General features: G+C 43.7%; 16 protein-coding genes. 12 read left to right on the forward strand and 4 right to left on the reverse strand.

The window, feature by feature from the left end; translation table 11 throughout:
• Positions 1-71 precede the first annotated feature (71 nt).
• Positions 72-236, reverse strand: coding sequence for an aspartyl-phosphate phosphatase Spo0E family protein (locus QYB97_RS07655; protein ID WP_301165395.1), 165 nt, complete (start codon positions 234-236; stop codon positions 72-74).
• Between the two features lie 197 nt (positions 237-433).
• On the opposite strand from QYB97_RS07655, the gene QYB97_RS07660 reads away from it, so the two are divergent.
• From QYB97_RS07660 to QYB97_RS07675, 4 genes are all read left to right on the forward strand, one after another.
• Positions 434-1,993 carry a cation:proton antiporter gene (locus QYB97_RS07660; RefSeq protein ID WP_301165396.1) on the forward strand — a complete coding sequence of 520 codons (1,560 nt, stop codon included), beginning with the start codon at positions 434-436 and terminating at the stop codon, positions 1,991-1,993.
• 79 nt (positions 1,994-2,072) lie between these two features.
• Entirely contained in the window at positions 2,073-2,324 is a 252-nt protein-coding gene (locus QYB97_RS07665) for a phage holin family protein (protein ID WP_301165696.1), read from the forward strand.
• A 114-nt stretch (positions 2,325-2,438) separates the two neighbouring features.
• Complete coding sequence (locus QYB97_RS07670; protein WP_301165397.1) at positions 2,439-4,109, forward strand: SWIM zinc finger family protein; 1,671 nt, start codon at positions 2,439-2,441, stop codon at positions 4,107-4,109.
• Positions 4,102-6,876: a DEAD/DEAH box helicase gene (locus tag QYB97_RS07675; protein WP_301165398.1), complete on the forward strand. Its 2,775-nt coding sequence runs from the start codon at positions 4,102-4,104 to the stop codon at positions 6,874-6,876. The genes QYB97_RS07670 and QYB97_RS07675 overlap by 8 nt, the downstream gene beginning before the upstream one ends.
• Before the next feature lie 244 nt (positions 6,877-7,120).
• Here the strand turns inward: QYB97_RS07675 and QYB97_RS07680 are convergent, their stop codons facing one another.
• Both QYB97_RS07680 and sigY read right to left on the reverse strand, forming a co-directional pair.
• Positions 7,121-7,438 (reverse strand): YxlC family protein, encoded by a 318-nt coding sequence (locus QYB97_RS07680; RefSeq protein ID WP_301165399.1) that lies wholly within the window; start codon positions 7,436-7,438, stop codon positions 7,121-7,123.
• Positions 7,413-7,940 carry an RNA polymerase sigma factor SigY gene (gene sigY, locus QYB97_RS07685; RefSeq protein WP_301165400.1) on the reverse strand — a complete coding sequence of 176 codons (528 nt, stop codon included), beginning with the start codon at positions 7,938-7,940 and terminating at the stop codon, positions 7,413-7,415. The genes QYB97_RS07680 and sigY overlap by 26 nt, the downstream gene beginning before the upstream one ends.
• Positions 7,941-8,132: 192 nt before the next feature.
• Between sigY and QYB97_RS07690 the strand changes: the two genes are divergently transcribed.
• From QYB97_RS07690 to QYB97_RS07720, 7 genes are all read left to right on the forward strand, one after another.
• The gene (locus QYB97_RS07690) at positions 8,133-8,903 is read left to right on the forward strand and encodes an SDR family NAD(P)-dependent oxidoreductase (protein WP_301165401.1); all 771 of its coding nucleotides are present in this window, start codon (positions 8,133-8,135) and stop codon (positions 8,901-8,903) included.
• 148 nt (positions 8,904-9,051) lie between these two features.
• Positions 9,052-9,330, forward strand: coding sequence for an HU family DNA-binding protein (locus QYB97_RS07695; protein ID WP_301165402.1), 279 nt, complete (start codon positions 9,052-9,054; stop codon positions 9,328-9,330).
• Positions 9,331-9,490: 160 nt separating this feature from the next.
• Positions 9,491-11,341 (forward strand): PAS domain-containing sensor histidine kinase, encoded by a 1,851-nt coding sequence (locus tag QYB97_RS07700; RefSeq protein WP_301165403.1) that lies wholly within the window; start codon positions 9,491-9,493, stop codon positions 11,339-11,341.
• 48 nt (positions 11,342-11,389) lie between these two features.
• A complete protein-coding gene (locus QYB97_RS07705) occupies positions 11,390-11,650 on the forward strand; it encodes a hypothetical protein (RefSeq protein WP_301165404.1) in 261 nt (86 codons plus the stop codon).
• 129 nt (positions 11,651-11,779) lie between these two features.
• Positions 11,780-12,208 carry a MarR family winged helix-turn-helix transcriptional regulator gene (locus QYB97_RS07710; RefSeq protein WP_301165405.1) on the forward strand — a complete coding sequence of 143 codons (429 nt, stop codon included), beginning with the start codon at positions 11,780-11,782 and terminating at the stop codon, positions 12,206-12,208.
• Between the two features lie 139 nt (positions 12,209-12,347).
• Positions 12,348-13,961: an MFS transporter gene (locus tag QYB97_RS07715; RefSeq protein WP_301165406.1), complete on the forward strand. Its 1,614-nt coding sequence runs from the start codon at positions 12,348-12,350 to the stop codon at positions 13,959-13,961.
• A 21-nt stretch (positions 13,962-13,982) separates the two neighbouring features.
• Complete coding sequence (locus QYB97_RS07720) at positions 13,983-14,618, forward strand: HlyD family secretion protein (RefSeq protein WP_301165407.1); 636 nt, start codon at positions 13,983-13,985, stop codon at positions 14,616-14,618.
• A gap of 191 nt (positions 14,619-14,809) precedes the next feature.
• Here the strand turns inward: QYB97_RS07720 and QYB97_RS07725 are convergent, their stop codons facing one another.
• Positions 14,810-16,186, reverse strand: a complete 1,377-nt coding sequence (locus tag QYB97_RS07725; RefSeq protein WP_301165408.1) for an FAD-binding oxidoreductase — start codon at positions 16,184-16,186, stop codon at positions 14,810-14,812.
• A gap of 129 nt (positions 16,187-16,315) precedes the next feature.
• Between QYB97_RS07725 and QYB97_RS07730 the strand changes: the two genes are divergently transcribed.
• Entirely contained in the window at positions 16,316-16,828 is a 513-nt protein-coding gene (locus tag QYB97_RS07730) for a BsuPI-related putative proteinase inhibitor (protein WP_301165409.1), read from the forward strand.
• Positions 16,829-17,036: the final 208 nt, after the last annotated feature.

The raw sequence follows: 17,036 nt of genomic DNA on the forward strand, positions 1-17,036 counted from the left end.
CATTTAAAAACGGCCGGGAGTGATTCCCTGCCGTTTTTTTTCGTTTTAAATTTCATTTCTGAGCTTGTCCGTTATTGTTTCATCAAAGTTTTCGGTTTTTCCTCTGTTCGGGAAAGCAGATTTAGCAAATGATCTAGTTCTTGGCTGCATTTTACAGTAACCTCTGCCGTCAAGCCATAGGTCTTACCAAGACATAGCAAAACTTCCCGCTTTTTTTCAATCATTTGTAATAACATCTTTCATTCACGACTTTCATGAGGGATTTTGTCACAAAAACAAGTATGAAGCAAAACAACGTTGAAGAAAAGAGCTTTGCTAAAAATAGTCAAAAAGTTACAAAATACCTGTTCCCTGCAGTTCAATCCGTTTAACTCGCTGTGAAAAAGTAAATGGATAGAAATAAAAGCTTTTACAGGAAAAGAGGAAAAACAGCATGGAGGAAATGTTACATATAATTGTCATTCTCTTGGGTATTTCGGTGGTGGTGACGGCACTTGCCAAAAAACTAAAAAGGCCTTATCCCATTGCACTGGTGGTGGTAGGTGCGCTAATAGGGCTAATTCCCATTGAGAATTTGGAACCAATCAAAAACTTAACCCAGGAAGGAGAGGTCTTTCAATTTATCATTATTTCCCTTCTGCTTCCTACTCTATTGGGGGAAGCTTCCTTAAAGCTGCCTTTTACCCATCTGCTTAAAAATAAAGCTGCTATTATGCTGCTGGCCCTGGTTGGCACTCTGCTCACATGTATTATTGTAGGTTTCAGTTCTTATTTATGGCTGGGCCTCGGCATTCAGGCGGCATTTGTATTCGGTGCCTTGATGAGTGCGACAGACCCGGTTTCAGTTTTGAGTATTTTTAAATCAACGGGTGTTAACCGAAAACTCTCTATTATTGTAGAGGGTGAAAGTTTGTTTAATGATGGAATGGCTGTTGTTTTATTTACGATTGCTTCTGCCTATCTGCCTGCTTATCTGGATATGGGGGCAACAGGTGGATTGTACGCCTTTGGTATTTTTATTAAAGTGGCCCTTGGCGGCATCGCGATCGGGGCGTTAATGGGTTATATCTTTTCAAAGCTCACCAGTTTTTACGATGACTATCCGTTGGAAATTCTGTTCTCGGTTCTCCTTTTCTATGGAAGCTACTTGCTCTCGGAAGTTTTTGGCTTTTCCGGTGTTATTGCGGTCGTTACCAGTGGACTTGTATTGGGGAACTACGGAGCTAAGATTGGGATGAGCCCGATTACAAAGATGAATATTAATTCATTTTGGGACGTAACCTCCCTTTTGGCCAATTCGATCGTTTTCCTGCTGGTCGGGCTTGAGATTGCCAACATTGATCTTCACGATAAATGGGGAATTATAGGAATTGGAATCTTAATCGTGCTGGTTTCAAGAGCTGTGGTTGTTTATGGGATGCTGGTCTTTGTTAAAGATATTCCTTCCAAATGGAAACACGTGATCAATTGGGGCGGCTTGCGCGGATCACTTTCTATTGCGCTTGCATTAAGTCTGGGCCAGAATTTTAAAGGAAGGGATGATATTATCGTTTTGTCCTTTTCTATTGTATTCTTTTCTCTCCTTGTTCAGGGAACAACGATCAGCTATTTAATTAATATTTTGGGTATACGCAAAAAGGCTGAAGCTGTTCAGAGAAACGAAATATTGTTTACAAGTTATCATCGTTCACGACGTGCACTGAAACACCTTTACCGTCTCCAGGAAGATGCGGTTATTACTCCTGTAACCTTCAGAAAGATCAAAGAAAGCTATGAACAGGCAATTAATGAAGCCAAAAGCGGCATGGAGGAGCTGCTGCGTGACTATCCTGAACTCGAGAAGGAAATGGAAGAAAAGGCGGAAGCAGAGGCATTGGCAGCTGAACATGAAGCGGTAGATATATTAGCCAGAAGGCTGCTTATTTCAGAAGAATTGGCTGAAATAGAAAAAGATAAAATTTTAAATAGAATGGGAAAAAAGGATCTGGATTAATACAGGCAAATGAAGAAGCAAATCTAGTAAACTTCCATATATTATTACAGCTTTGATGAAAGGCGGTGATAGAGTGGATATGTTAACTTTTTTGCTTCAGTATCTGAATCAGCACTCTTTATTTTTAATTCCGGCATTGCTGGTCATTGGCTTTGGACTCAGGCGGGCACCTTTTTTAAAAAAGGAATACGTATTTTGGGTGTTTCTGGGGATTTCGGTGCTCCTCTCCTTCTGGAATTTTGGGGTAAACATACATTCGTTTGCCAATGGAATCATAAATGCCGGTGCCGTTCACGGGGCATTATCACTGATAAAAAAATTCAACCTTTAGAAAATGGACAGAAGTGTCCATTGTTTTTTTGTTTTTAAGAAGAAACAGGCACAACATTGAATGGAACCTCCTGAAATTTGATATAATGGAGGATACTATATATCGGAGGCTCACATGTTAAGTAAGCAAATCCCTAAAGACGTTGTGTTGAACATTGGAAAAACAGTGCTGTTTCATTTTAGCAGTGAAGCGATCCAGGATGGTTATGCGCTCTATCAGAAAGGCGCTGTATATAATATTAATGTAAAAAAAGAAAATGTGGTGAGCGGGAGTGTTACGGGGGAAGGAGAGCGTGAGGAGGTAAGCCTCAATCTTGACCATTTCCTCGAGAGCAGCTGTACTTGCCGGGAACCTAAACCTTGTACTCACATTATGGCTGTGTTCTTTCAAATGTATGCTTCCTTTGGCCCGCCATATCAACTGATACTGGAGTGGAAAAGCCAGCGTGGAAAACCGAAAGATAAGGAGAAGAGCGGCTTGGCCCGGCATGCCGGGATAACAGACAGTCTGCAAAATACCGGAGACCTGCCAAAAAGGCGATTGATTCAAAACGTACATTCGGTGGAAGAATGGAAAACAGTTTTTGATCAGCGCTTTGAAGATTTTGAACGTACCAAAATGCAGAATATGACCTTTAAAGAGCTGGAAAAGGGAGAAGGATATACATTTACCCATATTTACAGGGAATTCTATCCCGGCTTGTTAAATTCTGCGACCTTTTTGGATGACGATATAGGAAGGCTGTACCGTTTCCATGCCCAGCTTGAAACATTTCTCAGACTGACGGAATATGAAAAACAATTTGGCATTCCCGATTATTTACACTCTCACTTTCGACTTAATCTCAAACAGCTGGTGGATGGCATGTTTAAGACAGCCATGGAGATAGATGGAGAGCGTCTGAGGAGTGAGCACCTTGATCTGATTGAAGAAAGTTTACGAGAATTCCAGAATATCTTTAAGCTCCCCTCCCGATACTTTGATACCATATTTAGGGTATTTCAGGTCGGCTGGGCGACCATTTACCATGTAGAGAAATGGGTAGTGTCCTATGAGAAACAGCTGCTTGCCGAGAAAGAAAAAGGATCACGGGCCCAATTCCTTGATATGGCGCTCGTTCATTTTGCCTTTTTGAGAGATGATCTTAAGGAGGCATTCAAGAGGATGGAAAGCACTGAGCAATTTTCATCCCGCCATGCATTAATTTGGCTTGAGCTCCTTTTTCATTGGGAGAAGTGGGAAACCCTCCTGAAATGGCTTCTTGCCCTGAAGCCGGAATTTTACCGCAAGACCCAGGATTATTATAAGGACGCTTCGGTACGGGAAGAATTTCATCAGTATATCGAATTCTTTTGGAAGTATGCCCAGTATACGGGCGAAGAACAAGAATATGAACAGATGCTCGTGGATTGCCTCCCTGTCACATTTTATGAATATAACGAGTTTTTGCATGTTCAGCAGGATTTCAAGCGCTGGACGGAGCTTCAGCTGTTAATGGGCTATTCTCCTTCCCTGATCAATTCTGCTGACTTGAAAGATGTGGAGCAGCTGGAAATGGATGCTCTGCTGCCGATTTACCACCAATCCGTCGACCGGCTTATCCGGGAAAAAAACCGTAAATCCTACAAATTGGCTATTCGCTTTTTGAAGAAGCTGCAGTCCATTTATCAAAAATCGGACCGTACCTGGCAGTTTAATGAGTACATTGAAAAGCTGTCTGCCCAATATGGGCGGCTTCGTGCATTACAGGAAGAGCTGAGGAAAGGAAAATTCATACATGATTGATGTGACTGCCATTGTTATTCATACAAAATGGCTGGAAGAAAAAAGAATGATGTTCTGGTGTGAAAAGAAGGGAAGCCGGATTCATATTGATGACTGGATGCCTTTGTTGTTTGCCTGGCATCAAGAATCCTACTACGGCACCTTTGTTGACAGGGATGATGAACAGAATATCTATGTCTCTGCGGAGGATGCTTTTCGCCTGTTCACCAATCATCCACGATTTTTCCTCAAGAAGAGCAATTGGACGCAAGATGCACAAGCGATGATGGAGGAAGCCGAATGGGTCACTTGTTCATTGAAAAATGATGTGGTAAAGCCGAGCTTTGCTGCCTGGAAGACGGGACTTTGGCGATGGGAGATCGAGGGCACTTCAAGAGAACTGTCTGATTGGGCCAATACCGCCATCGACGGGCTTGCGTTAACAGAACCTGAAAGGCTGGATGCGGATCCTGCCTTTTTTGACCGTTTTCCGTTTGAGCATCTTTTGGAAAAGAACGCTTTGTACGAAAATCTTTCGGAAGAGTCATGGCTCGTTAAATTAGGATGGAAAAAAGATGAAAAACCGTTTGATTTGCTCTTTGAGCTTCAGGAACCTGCGGAAGATGACCGGTTTTGGAATGTATTGGTGATGCTGGAGGACAAAGAGGACGGTTCGGCCTTTGAATGGAAGGATGATGGGTCACTTCCAAAGGACGGCTGGGATGCCTATAAAGACCGGATCGGCGAAGATTTGGCGTTTGCGGGAACGTTGGTGCCTTTTTTAAAAAAGAAGGATGGCTCTTTTAAAAACAAATTGACAGAAAATGAAGCCTGGGATTTTTTAAATGAGAAAGGCGAATGGCTCGAAGAGGGAGGATTTAAGATTCTTCTTCCGTCATGGTGGGAAGCATTGAAAGACCTCCAGCCCGACATTAAAGCCAAGGTGAAAAATACATCCGGTTATGCGCCGTCCTTTTTGGGGCTGGATGCTATTGTTCAATTTGACTGGAAGGTGTCTACTGGTGATATTGAATTAAGCGAGGACGAATTCATGAAGCTGGTCGACAGCAGAAGGCGTCTGGTCAAAATCAAGGGCAAATGGTTTAAGCTGGATCCTGCTTTCATCCGTGAAGTGCGGCAAGTCATGAAAAGTGTCAACAAAAAGGGCTTGCAGCTGAAGGATATTCTGGAGCAGCATCTTCTTCAAAATGAAAAAGCGGGCAGTGAAGCAGAGCCCTCCATGCTGCGCTATGTCAATATTGAACTGAACAGTGATCTTTCGCAAATGGTGGAGCAGCTGTCCGAAGTAAGGGAAATTCCGATTCAGCCCCTGGCACCCGGGTTTAAAGGCAGTCTTCGTGAGTATCAACAAGTAGGCACTTCCTGGCTTCAGTTTTTAAGGAAGTTTGGACTGGGCGGATGCCTTGCTGACGATATGGGGCTTGGAAAGACCATTCAGACCATTGATTACCTCCTTAGTACCCGACAAGGGAAAGGAAGCGGTCAGCTCCCTGTGCTTTTGATCTGTCCCACGTCTGTTATCGGGAATTGGCAAAAAGAGCTGCAGCACTTTTCACCGAGCCTGAACGTTTTTCTTCATTATGGTTCTTCACGAATCAGGGGAGAAGAATTTATGGAGGCGATCAGGGATGCTGATGTGGTTTTAACCTCCTATACGACAGCACAGCTTGATCAGGAAGAATTTCAGCCTGTGATGTGGGATGCTATCATTCTCGATGAAGCGCAAAACATCAAAAACAGTTTTACCAAGCAGTCCAGAAGCATCCGGCGTTTGTCCGGCCGCCATAAAATTGCGCTGACCGGGACACCGGTAGAAAACCGTCTTCTGGAGCTATGGGCAATCTTTGACTTTCTTAATCCCGGTTACCTTGGAAGTGAAACCGCCTTTCGCAAGAGATTCGTTATTCCTGTTGAAAGGGAGCATGACAATGAAAGGCTTAAGCAGCTCCAAAGTCTCGTTCAGCCTTTTCTGCTGAGAAGGACAAAGCAGGATCCCCATGTTCAGCTGAACCTGCCGGATAAACAGGAGATTAAAGAGTATGTGCACCTCACAACGGAACAGGCTACACTGTATGAACGGATCATCCAGGATACTTTTCAGCAGCTGGAACAAGAGAAAGGAATGAAGAGAAGAGGGCTGATATTGGCACTCCTCGGCAAATTGAAGCAAATTTGTGATCACCCCGTCCTCTATTTAAAAGAAGAAAAGAAAACCAGGCTGGAAGAACGATCAGGCAAATTCTCGAAACTGATCGAGCTTTTGGAGGCCATCAAGGAGAAGGATGAACGCTGCCTGATCTTTACGCAATTCCTGTTTATGGGAAACATGATAAAGGATTATATTGAAAAGCGGTGGGATGAGGAAGTGCCATTCCTGCATGGCGGAATTCCAAAAGGAAAACGCGATGAGATGATTGAACAGTTTCAGGACAAAAAGCACAACGTTTTTGTTCTTTCATTGAAAGCAGGAGGGACAGGGCTGAATCTTACAGAAGCCAACCACGTTATCCACTATGACCGGTGGTGGAATCCGGCGGTGGAAAACCAGGCAACGGACCGTGCCCACCGGATCGGTCAGAAAAAATTTGTGACAGTACACAAAATGATTACGCTTGGAACGCTGGAAGAGCGTATTGACGAAATGCTTGAAAGCAAAAAAGAATTAAGCGAAAAAGTCATTACCAGTGAAAATTGGATCACTGAACTGTCCACACGGGAATTACGTGAACTATTTGTATTGCGGAAGGAATGGGTGGAAAAAGAATAAGAAAAAGAGGAGCCTATACCGCCGTATAAGCTCCTCTTTTTAAATTTTTGAAGGGGTTCTGCGGAATACCTTTCTCGCGAAAATCAGGTAAAAAAGAATCGGGAGCGGGCATTGGATCAGGCCCCATAAAGACCAAAGCCAATAGCGGTATCCCCGTTTTCTTCCATCTAGAAAAAGCCAGGTGCTCTGACACAGCAAAACGAGGATTAACAGAACGAGAGACCACAGGGGCAGATTATGGATATCAGATGTCATTCCATTCACCATCCTTTTTTTGATGATAAAAGAGAAAGAATACGGCAGCAGCCATAACCGGAATTTGCAGCAGCAAGAAGAAAACAGGAAGGCGTATGAGCATAACCGCTACACAGCAAAGAATTACTGCCGCCGTCAGGGCGAAATAGAACAGCTCCTTTATAAGCTGCTGACGGTTTCGCTTTTTTTCTTCAGCAACAAGCTGTTCAAAAAAGACGATGTCAGGTACAGGGGCATTGACCCATTTTTCTATTTTTGAAAGCTCGTCTGCAAGCTGCTGTTCAAGCATCTCCTCGTTTTCTTTCATGGTCTCCCAACTCCTCCCTTATAAATTTCAACCCGTTGTGGGTTCTTGATTTCACGGTTCCTGTCGGGATCTTCAGCAACGTGCCGATTTCGTCGTAGGTGTACCCGTAATAATGCTTCAGAACTAACGGAATCCGAATTTCCTCGTTTAATAAAGATAGGGCGTCCAGCAATTCAGACCATTCTTCGTTGCTGGTTTTAGCTTTCCATTTTAAATTCCGTGCCTGTTTGAACTGTTCGTTGTATTTTTTCTCCGTCTTCTGTTTTCTGATCTGATCCATATACAGGTGAGAAGCGATGGAAATCAGCCAGGAAGAGAATTTTGCTTTTTCCTGATACATGCCGATTTTTTGTATGCATTTTAGCATGGTTTCCTGCACAAGATCTTCGGTCAGCGGCCGGTTCATGGTGATTTTTAAAAGGTAATGAAAAAGAATCGAATAATTTTGCTGCAGCAAAAGAGAAAGAGCGTGCTGGTCCCCTTTTTTTGCTTGTTGAATCAAGTCCTTTTCCTCCATTACTGCACATTCCTCCTTGCCGCTCAAGATTCAAGAATCAATACTATGACGTTTATTGCACTCGTTTCGTTCACCGGAGCCATAAAAAAATGCAGTTTCATTTGAATATGCTAAAATGATAATGGTTTGATTATTGAAAAAATAATGCTTAAGTATTGATCAGAGAGGAAGATTCTAATGTATTTGCCATCCTTTTCATTGGCAGGAAAAACAGCAATGATTACTGGTGCGGGCCGGGGAATCGGCCGGGCGCTGGCCATCGGCTTTGCAGAAGCCGGAGCTGATGTTATTTTGGTTTCGCGTACCCGGAAGGATCTGGACGAGGTGGCAGGGCTCGTTCAGGAGATGGGCAGAAAAGCGTATACGTACGCTGCAGATGTCACACAAAAGCAAGAAATACAGTCTTTGTATCATTCTCTGGATACAGATCACATTCCTTTACATATTTTGGTGAATAATGCCGGCATGAATATCAGGAGCAAGGCGCTTGATGTGACAGAGGAAGAATGGGAAACCATTATCAACACAAACCTCCGATCTGCTTTTTATTTTTCCCAAGAAGCCGGAAAGCGGATGAAGGAAGCAGGATATGGCCGAATCCTGAATATTTCATCAGTAGGGGGCCATGTGGCACTGCGCACCGGGGTAGTCTATGCTTCCACTAAAGCCGCGCTGATCCAAATGACCAAAAACCTTGCACTGGAATGGGGAAAGTATGGAATTAATGTAAATGCGATCGGTCCCTGGTATTTCAAAACCCCGCTGACCGAAAAGCTGCTCGCAGATGAAGCCTATCTCAACGATATCCTGTCCCGTACTCCGCTCAACAGGGTCGGCGAGCTGCAGGAGCTGGTTGGGCCGGCTGTTTTCCTCGCTTCGGACGCGGGATCCTATTGCACGGGCCAAACGTTGTTCGTCGATGGCGGTATGACCGTATACGGATTTTAGAAGTAAGAATCCACGAACCTTGAGCATAATAGTCTCAAGGTTTTTTTGTTTGCGAAAAAAACAGGGACATAGGTATAAAACATGCAGAACGGTTAATAATGGTAGCAAATGCAACACATTAAATTGCTATTTTAGGAGGTCTTTTATTATGAGAAAGCAAGATTTAGTTGACGCAGTAAAAATGGCTACAAGCATGAATAAAAAGGAATCAACCCTTGCGGTGGAAGCTGTACTTGAATCCATTACCAATGCATTGAAGCAGGGAGAAAGCGTTCAGCTGATTGGGTTTGGAACCTTTGAAACTCGCAACCGGAACGCCCGTAAAGGACGTAACCCTTTGACAGGCGAAGAAATTATGATTGCTGCAAGCAGTGTGCCGGCATTCAAGCCTGGCAAGTCATTAAAAGAAGCTGTAAAGGCAGTATAAGAGAGAACCCCCGCTCAAGGGGGTTTTTTTTTGTCATAAAAGAGCGATTTGTTCCTCATTTTGTCGGTCGATTCATGAAGGAATACGGTCCCTTTTTATCTAATATAGAGGAGGTTAGAGACAGAAAACGACAGACTGATAGTTGAGGGTGTGGACCTATATGATACTGACGGGTAATGAGCTTCTCCCAAAGCTTGGCGTATTGAAAAAGTTAATTGATGTTATTCCTGAGTTCATCTGTTTGAAAAACCAGGAAGGCGAATGGCTTGAAGCCAATGAATTTGCATTACAAGTGTGCGGTGTCGACCGGTGTTCATATAAAGGCTTGCGAGCTGAAGAAACTTCCTGCTTCCTTAAGCCGGATACCATCCGGCGCTGCCGGGAAACAGACCAAAAAGCATGGGAAACGGGCCAGCCGATTAAAATCCAGGAGGAAGTGCTCCAAAAGGATGGTTCCTGTATTATTCTTGAATTGATTAAACAAGCAACCTTTGATGATGAGGGCAATCCTCTGTATTTGTTTGTAACGGGACGCGATATCACCCAGCATAAAGAGAAGGAAGAAGAACTCAGTGTGGCCCTTGAATTATTGGAATCGGTTCTTGAAGGAACGACCGATGCGATACTGATTGTGGATACAAAGGAAAATCCGATCAAAGTGAACCATTCTTTTGAACATTTATTTGGCTGGAAAGAAGAAGATCTGATCTCTGGCAGAGTAGATATAGATGTGATTATCCCATCTGAATATAAACCCGAGTCAAAAAGTATTATGACCCTGCTGGCGGAAGGAAGCACTGTCCCTTCCTTTGAAACCCAGCGGGTGTGCAAAGAAGGAACAAGGATCGATGTTTCCATTTCTTTCTCGGCCATTCGAAATATGCAGGGAAAAGTTATCGGCTTTTGTTTAATTTACCGGGATATTACACCCCAAAAGAAAGCAGAGAGGGCGCTGCGGGAAAGTGAAGCCAAGTACCGGGTGATTGCTGAGCATTCCAAAGATTTGATTGCTGTGGCTGATCCATCGGGCAAACTTCTGTACTGCTCACCTTCACATGAAGGATTGCTTGGGCTGACAGATGGGCTGGATGAATTGAATGAGGTTCTTTATTCAAGAATTCATCCGGATGATTGGGAATTCCTGCGTGCCACGTTTGCCAAAGCGAGAAGCCGGAAGAAACCCTTTACGTTTGAATTCCGGCTGAAAATATACAGTGGGGACTGGGTGGTTATGGAAACCAACGCCGTCCCGGTTTTAAACGAATGGGATGAGATTGAGAGTTATGTAACCATTGCTCGGGATATAACGGCAACCAAAGAGACCGAAGAGCTTATAAGGAAATCAGAGAAGCTGTCTGTTCTGGGCGAGCTCGCGGCAGGTGTCGCTCACGAAATCCGCAATCCTCTTACATCGCTTATCGGCTTTGCCCAGCTGCTAAAGGAATCTGATGAGGAAATGAAGGATCGATATATTGGAATTATGCTGACTGAATTAAAGCGGATCAATGATATTGTCGGTGAGCTGATGCTCGTTGCCAAGCCCCAGGCCGTTCATTTTGAAAACAGTTCCCTGAAAGACATGCTCGAGAGCGTGGTGCGGCTCCTGGATACACAGGCCATTATAAAAAATGTCCAAATTAAGCTGAACACATTTGGGGAAATCCCACCTGTTTATTGTGTGGAAAATCAATTGAAGCAGCTTTTTATTAACCTCTTAAAAAATTCAATCGAAGCCATGGACAAGGGGGGACTCATCAAGCTGACCCTTACAAGAAGCAAAGGAAATGTGATTGTGGAAATGGTGGACCAGGGTTCGGGAATCCCGAGGGACCGGCTTGAAAAACTGGGTGAGCCCTTTTATACCACAAAGGAAAAAGGAACAGGTCTTGGATTAATGGTATGCTATAAAATCGTTAAAGAACATTTTGGACAAATCCACTTTGAAAGTGAAGAAGGAAAAGGAACGAAGGTTCAAGTCAAGCTGCCCATTTATCCCCTTTCCGTCGTTTAAAAAAGGCTAAAGAGGACATACTGGTTGCTAAAAAGGCAGGAACTTTGTATGTCTCCTTACCGAATTTTTTTCGTTTACCGCATTCATGATTTAAATTATCTTCATGTACACGGAATGGAAATGGGCTCCAAGAAGCTGTTTACTGTTCTCATCTATTCACCGAACGATTCCATTGATCTTTCCGTTCAGACCAGCCATTTGCCGGCAGACCTCCTGTCTGTGCTGGAGGAGGAAAAGACCAGAATTAATCAGGGATATTATGATTTGGCCCAGTGGGAATATCAATCGTACAATGAACAACTTCATTAAAGGCTAAGCTCATTTGGAAAACCAAAAGCACCTTGTTGAAAGGCGCTTTTGGTTTTTTGTGACTCATTTTTCTTGAATGGTTTTTTCATTTATAATAGCTTTATTGCCGATTTATGAGGGGGAACCACCATGGAAGAGGACTCGCTTCGAATCATTGAACAAGAAATTGCGCTTCTGGTAAGGCTGACTACTGCACACAGTCCAAGACTCGGGGATTTGGACCGTTCTGAATATCTTATATTAAGCGAACTGGACAAAAACGGTACGCTGGCTATTAATATATTGGCAGAAGAATTAAAATTGAATCTTTCCACAGCCAGCAGGCAGGTAGCGTCACTTGAGAGAAAAAATTACATAAGGCGTTTTCCTGACCCGCAAAATGGAAGGATCAGCAGGCTCGAAGTGACTGAAACAGGTTTGAAATCTCTCAGAAAGGTTCAGCAAGCAAGATATAATGCTTATGAGGAAGTGCTCAGTGAGTGGCAGGCTGATGAATTGAAAGCGCTGGAAGGGAATTTGAAGCGATTAAACCGCGATTTTAAAAATTGGAAAAGATAAAAGACAATGGCAAGGCAGGCCATTGTCTTTTTTTTGCTCTTGATTAGTTGCTTTTTTTGGGCGGCTGCTTATATAATATAACTTGTGTTTTACAACTTGTATTATACAAGTTGTAAAAAATCGGGAGGAGGAGAGAAAGATGCAACAGGATAAAAAAAGAATCAGTGTACCGAGACACTTGATTATTTCTCTTTTGACCATTCTCGCGATCGGGCCGCAATATTTTCTTAATTTATCGTATACCGTAAACCAAATGATTATTCAGAATGGATTGAACCTGAGTACCAATCAGATGGCGGTTCCATCCATTTTGTCCAACCTTGCGTTTGCGCTGGGCGTGCCCGTTGGACGTGTGCTATCCCTGAAATACGGGGTGCGGAGAATTTATTTGCTGTTTATTTTTATCTTTTTGGCTGGGTCCATGACCGATATTTTTTCTGCTGGCCTTGATACACTGATCGTGGGGAGAACGGTCCAGGGGTTAAGTGCAGGTATACTTTTTCTGACGATTCTGCCGGTAAAGCTGCGGTCGTTTCCCAATCATGTCCGCCACTGGTTTTTGTTTTTCGTGATCAGCGGGCTTTTCGGTTCATCTGCGGTTGGTGCCTTGTTTGGAGCATTGTCATTAAATGCAGATGCCTGGCGCTGGCTGTTTGTATTAAATATATTTTCTTCAATAGTATGTCTGCTTGTTGGAGCGTCAAGTTTGCCAAAGCCTGAAGAGGATCAGCAGGAACCCTATCATATTGACAAGACCGGCGTATTTATTTTGACGCTCACAATGGCAGTCCTGGCGATTCCGCTGATTCACCTGCAGGAAGAAGGTTTTTCTTCCTATCTGGTATGGCCATTTTTACTGGCTGCTTTATTCTTGCTGGTTTTATTTATCACAATTGACTGGCAGGTGGAGAACCCTCTTGTTCCTTTCAGGGCGCTTTGGAATGCAAAACCGATTTCCGGAACCTTAATGGCTGTGTCAGCACATATTTCGTTGATTGTTGCGCTGGCGGGCATCAACGGTATTCTCCGTAATAATATGGATCTTCCATTTTCTTATTTGTCCCTGGTTTATGGATGGTTCTTTATCGGTATTGTGGCAACTGCTCTCTTCAGCACCTTCTTTTACGACAAATGGGGAGCGGGCATTCTCGGAATTATTGGTTCACTTCTCGTCATTTATATTGGTATGGAGTGGCGGAACCTTAATCCTTCTGTCTCCATCCATACACAGTATTTCCAGGTGGCATGCCTCGGAAGTGGAGTGAGTATGGTGCTTGTATCAGGGGCACTGGGTACGGCTCTCGCTGGTGATCTGCATCAGGCGTCTATGCGTTCCGTTTCACTGCACTTTATCCGAAATTTCCTTGGTGCACTTACAGCTCCATTTCTGGGATGGTATGCCTATATGAAAAATGCCGTTCACTATGAAACGGTTCGTGAACAGGTGGATGGCATGAATCCGGAAGTCAATTCAGAACTGGCCCGGATGATTCGTACCTTTATCCAACAGGGCATGTCAGCTGCGGAGGCAAAAAGCATGGCCGCATACTCACTTATTGCCAATGCCAAACGATCGGCCATATTAGGCGCCTATCATGATTTGTTTACCATTTTTGTGTGTCTGGGATTCATCATGCTGGCGGCTTCCGTTGGTAAGACAGTGACGGGAAAAGGCCGGTCTCTTGTGAAAAAAGAAAAACGGCTGCTTCTTCCCTCACCCCGTGAGGACCAGCAGTCCCGGGATGCATCATAAAGAAAAAGGGAGATGACAGGAATGAAAAAAGGGCGTTTGATTTTTGCCAACACAGTTGGGATTGTAGTTGTTTTAGCCTTAATCGCAGTTTGCTTCTACTACTACTATCAGGGTCAAAACTATGTAAAAACAGATGAAGCAACCGTAACCACCGATTTTACCCAAATTGTCTCACCCGTAACAGGAAAACTGAACGGCTGGAAAGAAGAAGAAGGAGACAAGGTGGAAATGGGCAAGCAGCTGGCCAGTGTTTCAGGAGAGGAAAAATATCTTCCGGTTACCGCTGAACAAGGCGGTACCATAATAAAAAGCGCAGTGAAAGATCAACAGATGGTACAAGCTGGAGAAGTATTGGCACAAACTGCAGACCGGAACCATTTATTTGTCACAGCCAATATTAAGGAAACCGAATTAGCGGATATTAAAAAGGGAGATAAAGTGGATATCACCGTAGACGGCGATTCGGATGTGAAGTTTGAAGGGAAAGTGGAGAAAATCGGCTATGCAGCCAACTCTGTGTTCTCACAATTGCCTTCACAAAATTCAGGTGGCAACTATACAAAGGTAACGCAAAAAGTTGCAGTTAAAATCTCTATTGAAAATCCTTCAGACAAAGTACTCCCTGGCATGAACGCTGAGGTTAAATTATCCATTTAATTATATTGCTTGATTTAGAAAGACCCCCTCCTGGACGGAAGGGGTCTTTAAAATTATCTTCTTCTTTTTACAAACAGGTAAATGAGAATGACGACGAGTATGAGAATGATCAGAGTTTTCACGTATAGAGTCCTTTCTTTTTCACAATGATTTCTACTCTATCTTTACCCTGCGTGCCTTCTCTTTAACCTTTAAAATAAAACCTTCCCTGGATTCATGATATTGTTCGGGTCAAACTGCTGCTTGATCATTTTCATCAGCGGCAATGTGTCGCTGTGCTCCTGCCGAAGATATTTCATTTTTCCAATGCCGATTCCGTGTTCGCCGGAACAGCTTCCTTTTTTGGAAAGTGCATATTCCACAATTCTTTCGTTGATCCGGTTTGCTTTTTTCGTTTCTTCGTCGCTGTTTTTATCAAACATGATAATGGAATGGAAATTGCCGTCTCCTACGTGGCCGAGCACACCGCCAGGCAAGCCCTCATTTTCAATCAGCTCACGCGCATAGACGACGGCACCGGTTAATTCTGAAAGGGGCACAACTACATCCGTCAGCATCATTTCCCTTCCGGAAAAGCCGTGCTTAAACGCATAAGCCAGGTTATGACGCGCTTCCCAGAGCTTTGCCTTTTTGATGGAATCGGTTTCGAAAACCAGTTCTTCAGAACCATTGGCTGAAAGCAGTTCTTCTGCAAAAGCAACATCCTGGGCAATTCCGCCTTCATTGCCATGAAATTCAAGAAAAAGGGTGGGTTTCTCGGGATAGGAGGTATCGCTGTGACTGTTCACCTGGCGAATGGAGGGTTCGTCCACCAGCTCCACGCGCGATAAAGAATTTCCTGAAGACAATAACGATACAGCTCCGTCAACTGCTTCTTTCACACTCGGAAAAACGGCTCTGCCAGCCACAGTTGTCTCAGGAATGCCGTATATCTTCAGGGTGAGTTCTGTAAACACACCAAGTGTTCCCTCAGATCCAACGAAAAGGCCAGTGAGATGGTAGCCTGATGAAGATTTCGCCGCCAAACCTCCTGTATGAATGATGGTACCATCGGCAAGAACGACTTCGAGGTCTCTGACCTGGGGACGCATGATGCCGTAGCGGACGCTTGTAGTGCCGCTTGCATTGGTGGCTGCCATTCCGCCAAGAGTTGCATCTGCTCCGGGGTCTACCGGAAAGAACAGCCCGTATTTCTTTAAAGCCTGATTCAGCTGTGTCCGGGTTACTCCCGGCTGAACCTTGACCAGAAAATCTTCGGGCCTGACCTCCAGCACCTTGTTCATATTTTGAAAGTTAATGGAGATGCCGCCTTGCAAAGGAATGCAGTGACCTTCAAGACTGGACCCGACGCCAAACGGAACGACAGGAATTTTATGTTCATTGGCGAATGTTACTATAGAAGAAACTTCTTCGGCTGAGTTTGGAAACACAACGACTTCTGGAAGCACAGGAGAATGATGAGATTCATCCTTGCTGTGCTGGCGAAGAATGGTTTCATTGCATGTGGCCCTTTTTTCATCCGTTAGTTTTTTCATTTCCATAAGTAAATCCTCATGTGTTGCCTGCATGTAAAAATCCTCCCTTAGGTGTATGTTGATTATTCTCTTCTTAGGGTAATTTAGAGATGAAAAGCCAAAATCCTTTTTATTCTGTTAAAAAGACAAAAATCAGCCAACACTATTAGGTGAGGTGATGACATGAAAAAATGGCTGTTCATACTTAGTTTTACACTGCTTTTAACCGCATGCGGGACATCGGAAAAAAAGGAAGCGGACAAGGGGGAGCCAGTCATGGGAGACGGAAATAAACAGGAGCAGCACCAGAACAAGCCCGGCAGGGACCATAGCGGGGGAATCGTTGCAGGATCCATTGAACTAAAGCTGTCGGTAATGGAGCAAAAAACAGGCAGCACGCTCATGCGTTACGAGCTGAAGAATCAGACGGAGCAAGTAAAAATCTTTGAATTTACAAGCGGGAAAAAGTTTGATTACATCATTACAGATAAAAACGGGAAAAAGGTTTATCAGTATTCACAGGATCACATGTTTACCCAGTCCCTTTCAAAAATCACCCTGAAACAGGGAGAAGTATTTACGCAGGACATTATGGTGAAAAACTTGCCGGCAGGGACCTACACCATAGAAATATGGCTGACTGCGAAAAATGAAGAGAACAACTACAGACAGAAAAAGATGTTTGAAATACAGTGAGGATCCGCTCTTTATGAGCGGATTTTTTTATGCCGCACAGAGCAGTGCAGATTGATTGATTTTTTATTTCTTCCGCAGTACACTCATAAAAACAACGAACTTTAAATAAGCAAATATCATTTTTTTGAGCAAAGGACTTGAAAGTCAAAGAAGGTCAAAGTATAATATAGACATAAGGTCAAAGATAGTCAAAGTCAAACAAAGGCCA

Origin of the sequence: Fictibacillus fluitans, assembly GCF_030418125.1 — a bacterium.
Classification (GTDB): domain Bacteria; phylum Bacillota; class Bacilli; order Bacillales; family Fictibacillaceae; genus Fictibacillus_C; species Fictibacillus_C fluitans.

Excerpts from the sequence above, each read along its gene's own strand:
- QYB97_RS07655 (WP_301165395.1), bottom strand. The coding sequence starts at position 236 with ATGTTATTACAAATGATTGAAAAAAAGCGGGAAGTTTTGCTATGTCTT.
- QYB97_RS07660 (WP_301165396.1), top strand. The coding sequence starts at position 434 with ATGGAGGAAATGTTACATATAATTGTCATTCTCTTGGGTATTTCGGTG.
- QYB97_RS07665 (WP_301165696.1), top strand. The coding sequence starts at position 2,073 with ATGTTAACTTTTTTGCTTCAGTATCTGAATCAGCACTCTTTATTTTTA.
- QYB97_RS07670 (WP_301165397.1), top strand. The coding sequence starts at position 2,439 with ATGTTAAGTAAGCAAATCCCTAAAGACGTTGTGTTGAACATTGGAAAA.
- QYB97_RS07675 (WP_301165398.1), top strand. The coding sequence starts at position 4,102 with ATGATTGATGTGACTGCCATTGTTATTCATACAAAATGGCTGGAAGAA.
- QYB97_RS07680 (WP_301165399.1), bottom strand. The coding sequence starts at position 7,438 with ATGAAAGAAAACGAGGAGATGCTTGAACAGCAGCTTGCAGACGAGCTT.
- QYB97_RS07690 (WP_301165401.1), top strand. The coding sequence starts at position 8,133 with ATGTATTTGCCATCCTTTTCATTGGCAGGAAAAACAGCAATGATTACT.
- QYB97_RS07695 (WP_301165402.1), top strand. The coding sequence starts at position 9,052 with ATGAGAAAGCAAGATTTAGTTGACGCAGTAAAAATGGCTACAAGCATG.
- QYB97_RS07700 (WP_301165403.1), top strand. The coding sequence starts at position 9,491 with ATGATACTGACGGGTAATGAGCTTCTCCCAAAGCTTGGCGTATTGAAA.
- QYB97_RS07705 (WP_301165404.1), top strand. The coding sequence starts at position 11,390 with ATGTCTCCTTACCGAATTTTTTTCGTTTACCGCATTCATGATTTAAAT.
- QYB97_RS07710 (WP_301165405.1), top strand. The coding sequence starts at position 11,780 with ATGGAAGAGGACTCGCTTCGAATCATTGAACAAGAAATTGCGCTTCTG.
- QYB97_RS07715 (WP_301165406.1), top strand. The coding sequence starts at position 12,348 with ATGCAACAGGATAAAAAAAGAATCAGTGTACCGAGACACTTGATTATT.
- QYB97_RS07720 (WP_301165407.1), top strand. The coding sequence starts at position 13,983 with ATGAAAAAAGGGCGTTTGATTTTTGCCAACACAGTTGGGATTGTAGTT.
- QYB97_RS07725 (WP_301165408.1), bottom strand. The coding sequence starts at position 16,186 with ATGCAGGCAACACATGAGGATTTACTTATGGAAATGAAAAAACTAACG.
- QYB97_RS07730 (WP_301165409.1), top strand. The coding sequence starts at position 16,316 with ATGAAAAAATGGCTGTTCATACTTAGTTTTACACTGCTTTTAACCGCA.